Below are 11,183 nucleotides of genomic sequence, written 5' to 3' on the forward strand. Positions count from 1 at the left end.
TTCTGAAATCGACATGCCGCTAACCGCACTTGGGATCTACTGTGCGGCTTTAGAAGGACCAACGCAGGTCCATTCGGATCATGTTTTCGTACCAGTGGCTGGTTGTGACCGTTGTGCCACCGCCAATTCCCAATTCGAACAGGCCGTATTCACCGCCCGAGTCGCGGACAATTCGAATGCCGGGGAAGAGGTTGATGATGTTTTCCCCGTCAACGGTGATCGCTTGGCCGAGTGATCCAGTTTTTTGGGCGTTGAGGACAGACCAGCCAACCATTTCGAAGGTTGGGATCACGGAAAAGGTATCGCTGTCGTAGAGGACATGGCCAACACCAAAGCCGTATCGAAGGACAGGGCCAGAAAAGCTTGGCTCGCCTCCGACCGGGAACCAGAGTTTAAGTTCACTTTGTAGCAGCGTTCGTTTGCTGTAGCGGTATGCGGCAACGAACCCGGGCTCCATTGAGACGTGGCCGTTGCCACGTCCCGATTTCGCGGTGCCAGTTGCTAGTTGGGTGCGAAAAACTTGGGTGAGAAGCAGAGATTCGCCATCGAGCATGACTGTTTTGGTCGTGAGCGCCATGTCGCCCAGGCTGCCGGTATTGCTCAGTTCTGTCGGATTGATGAAGCGTAGCGGCAGTTCAGTTGTTGCCGAAAACTTTGCGCCGCCAAGTTCGATGGCGACACGCAAGTCCTGGTAATCCACCGAGCTTTCAACCGGGTAGGTCAGCGGCGGTCCTTTGCTGCCCATTCGCGACCAAAAGAATTCAGCGCGGTCTGGGTATTCCCAGTTGTAGCCTGCTTCGAATCGAAATCGCACATTGTTCGATGGGCGTGCGGAATCCATTTCATGCATCGCAAAAGGCAGTCGCTCGACGCCGACGCCAAAGTCGCGGCACCTAGCGATGGCGAGTTTGGTGCGAAGTCGGTCGAATGCATTGCGGAACGGTGTGCGTCGTTGCTTGGTTAGCGACGGTGCCGCGTCGTGAATCGAGTCACTTGCCCAGGACTCCGGTGCTTCGGAAAGCAGTTCGAGATCGACTCGACCGTCTTCGAATTCGACCGGAGCAGATGTCTGTTTGTAGAGTTCGATTTCGCTATCCGATGACAGCGAGGGTACGACGAAGTTGTCGTCAGCTTCTGCGACTTGAACTTGCGGGTGCAGGATCGGCAACCCGGATGCATCGTGGGACGGGACCGCAGGCTGGAAGACCAGTCGTGGTCGGTCTGATCCGATGCCCGGTGTTGAGCGGAGCCATGAAGGTGTCGTGTCGGCCGCATCGATTGTGGGAATCAAATCGTCCGCTTGTGCAAGAGCCTGCTGCGGGCGTGCCACGAGCGAGAAGCCGGTCACTAAGGTGAACAAGGCTAAGCGAAGGGAACGTTTTCGACGCGAGGACACAGATTCTCTGAAACAACGAGTGCGTAGTCGGCGGTACCCGGGTGCAACCTATCAACCTTGATCGTTGTATCGGTCAATCTTGGGGTATCGGTCATGATTTCTGGGCAAGTTCGTTCGGTTATCGGGTACCTGAGCGGCGAAATGTGCACGGAATACCCCTGAGGGTCAGGGGATAGACGGCCGCAGTGCCGAAAGAAGATTTCGTTGCATTGCCGAATCTGCACAGCTTGCCAGGTCCTCCCAGATCGCCGTGACAGGCTTGTGATTAGCGCAGTTCGTCAATTTGGCAATACCCAACCCTCCCTTCCCGGCACCACCAGCTTGTTCGAGGCCTACGGGGCGAATGAGAAATCCACCCGTTCATTGGTATCAAGGACTGTTCGTCCGTCCGCAGCACTTCCAAGCCGCAGATCGGCATTGGATGGAGGTCTGCCACACGTCTGAAAGTTGGGACCATCCGTACAACTATGGATTGCGGGCGTTTAGCTACAGCAAAGACGCTTTGGCGAGTGGTCGGTTCCGCGTTGAAGAGCTTGACGCGCGGCTTCACGATGGGACTCTTGTTCGATTGGAAAATGGGCAAGAGTTAGAAATCGATCTGAAGCAAGCGTTTGATAGCCAGGCTGATGCTGACGGTGACAATACGCTAATGATTTACGTTGGCGTGCCAAAGTTGAATCTTGGCGGAAGCAACGTCGGGCAAAACGGCGGCAGTGATTTCACTCGCTATTCGCGTGTCCAATCACAAATCGCTGACGAGAATGGCCAAGCGAATGGTCAGCCGATCGAGTTTCGCAAATTGAATCTACGGTTGCTGGTCGGTGAAGAAACGTCTGGCTACGAAGTCATTCCTGTCGCTCGGGTGCGAAGCGCGAGTGATCGAGACGTCCAGCCAGTGATTGACGAGCAGTACATTCCGCCGATCCTGTCGACACAGTCTTGGCCGTTTTTGCGTCGCCATTACCTACAGGGCATTCGCGATGTGTTGAGCGGCAATATGGACGTGCTTAGCGAACCGGTTCGTCAATTGAGTGTGGGGCGACACAGTTTAGAGCCGGCTGACTCAGGCCGGGTCAGCATGCTGGATCGCTTAAATGAAGCGTACTGCACTCTTGATGTGATGGCACCGGCACAAGGCGTTCATCCATTCGACGCCTACAGCGAACTTGCGCGGATCCTGGGGCGGTTGTCGATCTTTGGTCCACAGCGTCGCGCGATCGATGTCGAGCCCTATGACCACGACAATCTCGGGTTTATCTTCGCAGACATCCGCGAAAAGATCTTGGGCATCATCTATGCCACTCAGTTTGACGAGTACTTGCGAGCGAACTTTGACGGTCACGGATCGACAATGGTTGCCAAGCTGGGACCGGAATGGTTCGATCCAGGATGGGAATGGTATTTGGGCGTCGAACGTGGCGGTGCGAGTGAATCGACGATGCTGGAACTTCTCGAACACTCGCCGGAGTGGTATTGGGTGTTCGCCAGTGCGGAACAAGTCGAGAACTATTTTCACATTCGTCAAAGTGGCCTGAAACGTGAGATCGTCAACACGACGATTCCAGATCTGCCTTCGCGTCAATACTGGACGTACTACAAAGTCTCGCAAGACGATTACGAGTCGCCGGCTTGGGCAGAGATTCGGCGGACGCAAACGATCGCGATGCGTGTGCGGAACTTTGACGAACTAACGGGAGCGAGGCACCTGGATGTGGTTTTGCCGGACGGCAACCGCGCTCGGCTTCGCTTTGCCTTGTTTGCGGTCCGCAGCTAACGTTGATTGCTCCGCCAGTCGCTCCTCCCCCGAACTGATTTTGCAGCCTTTCCATGACCCCTCGTTTTGCCGACGCTGTCGATCCGATTTTGATCCATGCGTTTTCGCTCATGCAGCGAATCGATGGCGGTTCGGAAATCTCGCCGGCAGAAGAGAAGCGGACGCTTGAAGGTTTATTCCAGCAAGCTGACAAGCGACTTGACGGTGTTTCAGACGACTGGGGCCTGGCGAAGTACGCCTTGGCAAGCTGGATTGACGAAATGTTGATCGATGCACATCTGTGGTCAGGACAGGACTGGTGGCGAGACAACGTGTTGGAATGGAGTCTGTTCAAATCTCGACGTTGCAATGACTTGTACTATGTCAACGCAAACCAAGCACTGAACTCCGGTTTTGATGACGCGCTGCAACTGATTTACGTCTGTGTGATGCTGGGCTTTCGGGGACTGTACCGGGACCCGCATTTGAACCGAATGTTAATTGACCGCCACGGCTTGCCAGCTGAACTCCCGGGGTGGGCAAGTGAGTATGCGAGTGTCGTCGGTCAAGCAAGGCAACGTTGGAACGAGGCAACGGCTGGTCAAGAAAGCGATCGAGAAATAGAGACGGCTCTGCCACTGTGGTCGCGCGGACAGATGGTGTGGCCATGGCTGCTTGCGACGCTTTTGTGCGGCCTCTTGGCGTTGACCTTTTTAATCGGCTAAAGCTGTCCCGAAACCAGAAAAACAATCGATATGTCGGACGAAGCTGCAACCGAAACCGAGACGAAAACGCCGCCAAAGAAGCGACGATTTTTAAGTTGGCTGTTTCCGAAAACGATCGCCGGGAAAGCCGCGTTGTTCACGTCCGTCGTGCTGTGGACATTGTTGGCTATTGTTTGGGTGATTCGCCTGTTCGGTGCGGACAGTGTGCGCGTCGCGCATAGCATTCGTGCGTTTCATGCGATCGCCGAGATTCTGTTAGTCACGCTTATTCCGGTGGTTCTCTACTACGGGATCAAGCGTTGGAATCGAGTGATCGAAGGTGAGTTCCCCGACATCGATCGCGCCTGGGAAGCCGGAATGGCGGCATTGGAGGCAAAGGGGATCGCTGCCCGTGACTATCCGATTTTTATGGTGCTGGGGTCGTCCGATGGAGATGACGAGCGGGGGCTGATGGAAGCGTTGGATTCACCGCTTTTGATCCACGGAGTACCTGGCGACAACGGTGTCTCACATGCATTGAAATGGTACTTGACCTCGGACGCGTTGTATTTGTTCTGTACGGGTGCGAGTTCGTTGAGCGACTTGATGGGGCGTCTTCGAAGCCGACCGTCCAGCCGGGTTTCAATTCGTCAGTTCGCCCGATCCTCGGAAGTTGTCCCTGCAAAAAAAGCCGATGTCGTATCCGCCGCTTTGCCAGCAGCGAATCCAGCGACTGTTGCAAAGCAATCGCCCGCGGTGCCCAGTGGGACCGACTCGGGTGCGCCGGCTGGTGTGGCCACAGCACCGTCCGCACCCGTGAGTACGGGGACCTTCATGGGCACGATCGGCCAACATACCATCGGCGGTTCCGCTGCATCGGCAGGACCATCGTCAGCATTTGGTATGCCCGCCGCCCCGGCTGCAAAGCAAGTGGTCAGTCAGATGAAGCCCGCACCGCAACAGATGCCACCGGCGTTCGCCTCACCTCGTTCCGCCGTTGATTATCAAGGAACGTTGATGATCGATCATTCGGCTGCGGCAGCAATCACGGGCGCCGACCAAGGCTCAGCTCCGGCTCAGCAATTGTCTCGTGAAGTTCCAATGGCGTCGGGCCCCGCAGTGCAGGAATCACGAGTCCAGGATTCACGTCCGACAGCGACCATCAAACCTGCTCACATGTCTGTTCCTCAGGTGAGCGCAAGCAAGCGGATCGCGTTGCCGGAGCATCTCGATACCTCGGACCAGTTAAAACGCTTGGCCTATGTGTGCAAATTGCTGAAGCGATTTCGTCGGCCGGTCTGTGGCGTCAACGGCGCGGTAACTCTGCTGCCGTTTGAATTGTCACAAGTGGGGCCGCTTCAGCTAGCCGCCGTGGCTCAGTCGGCTCGAAACGATGTCACTACGATTCAGAAAACGCTGGGAGTTCGGTTTCCGGTGACTGCCTTGCTGGTCGGGCTCGAACGCGAAGCCGGATTTATCGAGTTGGTTCGCCGCTTGGGCGCAGACCTTTTATCACGAAGGCTTGGTGGTCGTTTTGATTTGCGAAGCCGTCCCACCCCAAACGAATTGAATACGCACAGCGACCGGCTTTGCGACGCGTTCGAAGACTGGGTCTATCGGCTGTTCAGCCGTGAAGATGGTCTGGAACAGCAGCGTGGCAATCGCAAGCTGTACTCGTTGACTTGCCGAATCCGACATGAGCTGAAGCCGCGATTGAGAATCGTCTTGGGGCAAGCGTTCGGTTGCGATTCAAACGATTCGGAAACGAAGACGCGCGATGACGATTCGTTCTTCTTCAGCGGATGTTACTTTGCCGCAAGTGGTGCAGAAACTGGGCAGCCGGCATTCGTGAAAGGCGTTCTGCAGGACAAGCTAAAAGAAGAACAATCGAAGGTTGAGTGGTCTCGCGAAAGTATCGCCAATCACCGCTATTTCCGGCTCGTTAGTCTCGCCGGCTGGGGCAGTGCGGTTCTGTTGTTTCTGGCGCTGATGTTGCGATTACTGGCTAGCTGATGTCGACGCATCGGCTGGTGGAGGGAGCGTTTCGAGAGAATTCGCGTTGCCATCGATCGGGGAACTGAGTTGCGGCGTCGTTTCTTGAAGCTCCTGGGAAATGATTTGGTCGATTTGTTCTCCAAACTCGTCGACATCGATCTCGTAAGGGGAGCCGTCGATCACTTCGATGTCCAACGGCTGGCTCGATTGGAGCGGGTTGCCTGGGGAGTGTTTTGGTTTCGATTTCAATGGGCCGTGCTGCCAAACATGGCCGAGCAATTGTCGAAGGCGGTTCTTTGACGGCTTTGTCTTTTTGCTGTGCTGTGAACCGGCGAGATGAATGTTGTAGTACTCCAGCAACGCGCCCATCTCGAAGTTGATATTCTTTGTCGCGAGAAGGTACTGAATTCGAGCGCGATTTGCGGCACTCGATGCTTCCGAGAGTCGTTGTTCGGAGTCGAGCAGCGAGTTGTAGTTGAATTGCCGAACCGAGGTTTGGGCTTCGCTGACAAGCAGATCGTATTGTTTCTTCGCCGCATTCTCGCGATTGATTGCCGTACGTAAAACGGCGTAGGCGCGATCGCTTTCGGAGATGGCATTGCTAATGCCAAAGACGACTTGTCGTTCCAGTTCGTCCAACAAAGACTGTTCGCGGGCAAGTTTTAGCTGCGCGTTCCGAACGGCCGCCGAGGCTTGTCGAACACCGACAGGGTAATCGAGGCTGAGTCCGACTAGAAATTCATGCGTGTCTGTTTGGACGGGGCTGCCGTTGTCGACGATCTCGCTTCCGAGCCAGCTTTCACCCAATGCACGGTAACGATAGCGGCCGACCGCGTCTAATCTTGGCAACAGAAAATTCCGGCTCGCCGACAACTCATAGCGTCTGCGATCAACAATCAACCGTTGTCGTTTCAATTCGGTTCGCCGGCAAATCGCATTTCCGGCAACCATATTCCAGTCGTATGTCATTGGCGCGACAGTCGGGTCCGCTGCTGTGCGAATCAAGCGACCATCGTTAATCGGTAGCCCCATGATCATTCGGAGGCGTCGTTCGTTGACGTAGACGCCGCCGGATCCTTGGAAGGTGCCACCGCTGCTGCCGTTAAAGGATCGGGTGCCGACAACCAATCGGCCTGCCAAGGAGTTCTGTACTTCTTGCTCGAAGCGATAGTATTGTTCGAGTGCTTGGGCGAGTTTGTCTTCTTCGGCGCCAGGCAGGCCTTGCCGGGCTTTGAGCAACTGATACGTGTGCAGTGTGCGGTCGCGCGCCTGTTGTTTGACTTTCAGGTCTTCGTAGGCGAAATGTAAATCCCAGTACGCGTTCTCAACGTCGCTCAAAAAGTCACGCAATGAAATTTCCAAGTCCGCTACCGTCGTATCTGCATTCAGCCGTGCAATCACGACGCCGTTATAAAGTCCGACGGTTGCGTTTGGGCCGGCGATCCGATTGAACGAAACCGAACGTCCCTGCAAAAGTGATTGACGTACTTCGCCTTCTACATTCCAAGCCCATGCCCGATCTTCGATCAGGTTTCGGTCTGAGTTGTTGTTGTCCGCGTCGAAGTTGTGCCGAAGGGTGTACGTCGTTCCGGTGGCCGTCCGTTTGCTAAGGCTTGATTCGAATCGCGTGAGGTATTGCTTGAAAAAGTTGACGCCTTGTCCGACAAACTCGTTGTTCAAGACGCGATCGTTGTCTTCGTAATACAGATCGCCTTTGATGCGGGCGTCGAATTCGCTTAACGCAGCCTCGATGCCTGCGGTGGGATCGGTGACAACAATTGCCGGTTCGTAGATCGTCGACGTGCTGTTTGGCGACTGGATCAGCCGAGCGCCCAAGCTGCGCAAAACAGTACTGTTGGCGAGCGCAAGTTGTATCGCTTCGTCAATCGTCAAGTCCCAGGGTTCCGGGGAAGTCCAGTTCGCGTCGCTGCTTCCCCTAATTGAGAAAGGCGTCAATCCGCCATCGTTCGAGAGATGGCTATTGCTTTGGAGCCCGTGGGAAAGTGCGTCAACGACCGTTTCGTTTGTCCGATGGCTGACCGACTGGAAAGCTGCGGGGTTTTGGGCGTTTGGGGTGTCAGGCTTGGCATCGCTGGACGACGAGTCGGCTAAAAGTGCCGCCAGTTCGTCTGGAGCCGGTTTAGTTGCCGTCGCCGCGCAACCGACCAAGGTTAACAACGCGATGGTTGGAATCAACCAAATGGAGATCAATCTTCGCGTCATGAAACGTCGAGGTCTTTCCGTAACGATTGGGCAATTTGAACGTCCTGTCCTGGACCTATCCGGTAATTCGGCAATCGGTCACTCGGAATGGAAATCGTTTCTGAGAAAGACTTCATTTTCGACATTGTCGTCGCAAACCCAACTAGCCCCCGCGAAACGCAGAAGGTCTTCCGAATTGGCAAATCGCGTTCAAGATGCTCCATCGCAGGCAAACGACGACTGGTCCGAGATTGAGCAGTTTATTGCCGGCGTGACGGAGCTATCACAGCTACCGCAGAGCTTGCCAGAATTTGCAAGCAACGCCATTCAGCGAACCGTCGAGCTACTCGATGCGATCGCTGGTGCTATCTGGGTCGCTAATCAAGCCGGTGAGATCCGTTGTGTCGCCAGCGCTGCGACAACGAATGAACACGGGACATTGTCAGCATTCGAAAGCTCAGCACACCACCAATTCTTGCAGCGTATTGCAAGCAATGTTGAGGTGTCGAGCCTCCAAGTGCCAGCCGGCGACAGCGAAAGTGGAGAAGCGAGTTGTTGGATCGCAGCTCCCTGTCGATTGCAGGATCATTCGCTAGCAATTGTTGAAGTTGCCCAGCGCGGCGACCTCGCAGCTGACGCCAAGGCCGGACACGAAAGGTTGCTTGCAATCGTAGGCCAGCTGATGGAGTCATTTTCTCAACGACAGGAAATTCGACTGCACCAGCAACACCACGCGACGTCGCAGCAGCAAGCGAGGTTTGTGCGGCTGATCCATTCCAGTTTAGACTTGGAGCGCTGTGCATATCGCGTGGCAAATGAAGGTCGCTTGTTGATCGGTTGCGACAGATTGTCGGTGGCCGTGAACCAGGGACATCGTTGTCGGGTGATGGCGATCAGCGGCATCGATTCGATCGACCGCAAAAGTCCACTGGTTGATGCGATGCAATCTTTGGTCGATGCCGTTTCACCGTCCAAACGCTGGCTGCATTACCGCGGTAGTACCGAATCATTGCCGCCGCAGTTTCATGATGCGATCGAGTGTTTCGTCAACGAGGCCGACACGCATTCGTTTGATGTCGTCCCCATAATCGCTGACGAAGCCGCTATCGATCCGACGGACGAAGCGAAAAGTAGCGGAACGCTATTGGGGATGCTGGTGGTCGAACGACTGCGTTTGCATTCCAGTGTTGAATCGGTTTCGTCCGACGAGTCCGACTTGGAGCAACGGATTATCGCGGTCTCGCAAGCGGTCGTCCCTGCGCTCAGCAATGCGCTCGATTATGAATCATTGCCGTTGCTTCACCTTTCCAAAATGCTTCGCCGCGCAAAAGGGTTTGCCAGTCACCGGCCTGGACGTTGGTTGAGTGCCGCAGGTGTTGCAATCACGTTGATAATCGTGATGTGGATCGTACAGATACCGTTTTCGGTCCACAGTCCGGGAAAGGCGTCTCCGAGTTTGCGCCGACATGTATTTGCCCCATTCGATGGCGAAGTCGTCGAACTGCTTTGTTCCTACGATGAAGCAGTCGTCGCAGGGCAAACGCTGGTGCAACTCAGGAATCGAGCGTTGGAGCTTGAGTTGCAACAGTTGCTTGGAGACTATCAGTCGACCGAAAAGAAGTTGTTAGCGATTGCGTCGGCGCGGGTACAAAGCGAGCGATCTCGTGATAACCCCGTCGAAGGGACTCGCTTGGCAGCAGAAGAGCAGGAACAGCGACAACGATTGGAGAATCTCACTGCGGAGATGTCGTTGTTGAAACGTCAGCTAGCAGAGCTGCAAATCAAAAGCCCAATCGACGGCCAACTGTTGACATGGGATCCGGCGAACTTGCTGGCGGATCGCCCGGTCGCGCGGGGACAACGGCTTTTGACAGTTGCCGATTTGTCTGGTCCGTGGGAAATCGAACTCGAAATCCCAGAACGCAGCGCGGGGCACCTTGTCGAACTGATGCGATCACCTGACAGCCAACGTGATGTTGCGTTTTCGATCGCCAGCGACCGATCGGAAGTGTTCGTCGGAACGTTGATTGAGCTGTCAACGCGGACAGATGTTGGCCAACACGACAATCTGATCACACGGGCGACCGTCGCGGTCCCTGACGATGCAAAGAACCTGATGCGTCCTGGTGCAAGTATCCGCTGTCGAATCGACTGTGGTACCAGGTCAATTGGATTTGTTTGGTTTCATGAAATCTACGAGGCGATTCGCTCATGGATCATACTGTAACTCGAATCGTACAACTGAAAGGCCGTCTGGCCATCGCCTTCGTGTTGTTGACACTTGCCAACTGCCCCGGTTTTAGTCGCCACGCTTGTGGCGAAGAGATCGCAGTTGAGTCAGTCTTGATTCGCCTGGCGGACCAAGTTGATGTTCCGGCTCGTGCGGTCGGTTCGTTGCTACGCGTTGATGTTCACGAAGGGAGCGTCGTCGCGAAAGGTCAGACCTTGGCGTTAATCGATGACAGTGAATCGCAATTGGAGATGGCTCGTTCCGAACGAGAGGTTGAAATTGCGAAACTGGAATCGGAAGACGAGATAAAAATTAAAGCGGCAAAGAATCAGTTCGAACATGCGAGCCGGCAATACCAGCGGTTACTTCGCGTGAAACAGGCGAGCAATTTGAGTGTGTCCGATTCCGAACTGGATCAAGCTCATGCCGAGATGGAGCAGGCGGATTTTGCGGTCCAGCAAGCAGATAGCGAATTGAAGAAAGCTGCGGTGCAATTGAAACTCAGTTTGACAAAGCTGGAGCTTGCCAAGCGTAACGTAGAAATTCGAAAGATCGTCAGCCCGCAAGATGGCATGGTGGTCGAGTCGATTCACCAAGCGGGCGAATGGGTTACCCCGGGTGAGACTATCTTTCGAGTGGTCGATACCAAACGTCTTCGAGTCGATGGTTTCATCGATGCACATCGGGCATCGGATGCATTGCTAGGTCGTCAAGTTCAGTTGGATGTGATCGGATGGGATCGCAACAAAAGTCGCTTCAACGGGACGGTGGTGTTTGTTAGTCCCGAAAATGATCCAGTGACGGAACAGGTCAAGGTCACTGCCGAGATTGACAACCAAGCAGGGCGTTTACGACCCGGGTTGCGCGCGACGATGACAATTGATGCCGTTTCGGTGCGATAGC

At 54.9% G+C, this 11,183-nt stretch carries 7 protein-coding genes; 5 read left to right on the forward strand and 2 right to left on the reverse strand.

The window, feature by feature from the left end:
- Nucleotides 1-49 precede the first annotated feature (49 nt).
- Nucleotides 50-1,330, reverse strand: coding sequence for a hypothetical protein (locus CGZ80_RS10385; RefSeq protein ID WP_143543843.1), 1,281 nt, complete (start codon nucleotides 1,328-1,330; stop codon nucleotides 50-52).
- Nucleotides 1,331-1,739: 409 nt separating this feature from the next.
- Between CGZ80_RS10385 and tssK the strand changes: the two genes are divergently transcribed.
- The 3 genes from tssK to CGZ80_RS10400 are packed head-to-tail and all read left to right on the forward strand — an operon-like array spanning nucleotide 1,740 to nucleotide 5,866.
- Nucleotides 1,740-3,170 carry a type VI secretion system baseplate subunit TssK gene (gene tssK, locus CGZ80_RS10390; protein WP_094414058.1) on the forward strand — a complete coding sequence of 477 codons (1,431 nt, stop codon included), beginning with the start codon at nucleotides 1,740-1,742 and terminating at the stop codon, nucleotides 3,168-3,170.
- Between the two features lie 53 nt (nucleotides 3,171-3,223).
- Nucleotides 3,224-3,874 (forward strand): DotU family type IV/VI secretion system protein, encoded by a 651-nt coding sequence (locus tag CGZ80_RS10395; RefSeq protein ID WP_094414060.1) that lies wholly within the window; start codon nucleotides 3,224-3,226, stop codon nucleotides 3,872-3,874.
- A gap of 30 nt (nucleotides 3,875-3,904) precedes the next feature.
- Nucleotides 3,905-5,866 carry a type VI secretion protein IcmF/TssM N-terminal domain-containing protein gene (locus CGZ80_RS10400; protein WP_094414062.1) on the forward strand — a complete coding sequence of 654 codons (1,962 nt, stop codon included), beginning with the start codon at nucleotides 3,905-3,907 and terminating at the stop codon, nucleotides 5,864-5,866.
- Here CGZ80_RS10400 and CGZ80_RS10405 read toward each other — a convergent pair.
- Nucleotides 5,852-8,071, reverse strand: a complete 2,220-nt coding sequence (locus CGZ80_RS10405) for a TolC family protein (RefSeq protein ID WP_094414063.1) — start codon at nucleotides 8,069-8,071, stop codon at nucleotides 5,852-5,854. The two genes, CGZ80_RS10400 and CGZ80_RS10405, sit on opposite strands and share 15 nt — an antisense overlap.
- Here CGZ80_RS10405 and CGZ80_RS10410 point away from each other — a divergent pair.
- Entirely contained in the window at nucleotides 8,070-10,277 is a 2,208-nt protein-coding gene (locus CGZ80_RS10410) for an efflux RND transporter periplasmic adaptor subunit (protein WP_094414065.1), read from the forward strand. The genes CGZ80_RS10405 and CGZ80_RS10410 overlap by 2 nt on opposite strands.
- Nucleotides 10,262-11,182 (forward strand): efflux RND transporter periplasmic adaptor subunit, encoded by a 921-nt coding sequence (locus tag CGZ80_RS10415; RefSeq protein ID WP_094414067.1) that lies wholly within the window; start codon nucleotides 10,262-10,264, stop codon nucleotides 11,180-11,182. Before CGZ80_RS10410 ends, CGZ80_RS10415 begins: the two co-directional genes overlap by 16 nt.
- Nucleotide 11,183: the final 1 nt, after the last annotated feature.

The sequence above is a fragment of the Rhodopirellula sp. MGV genome (genome assembly GCF_002251265.1).
GTDB classification, from domain to species: domain Bacteria; phylum Planctomycetota; class Planctomycetia; order Pirellulales; family Pirellulaceae; genus Stieleria; species Stieleria baltica_A.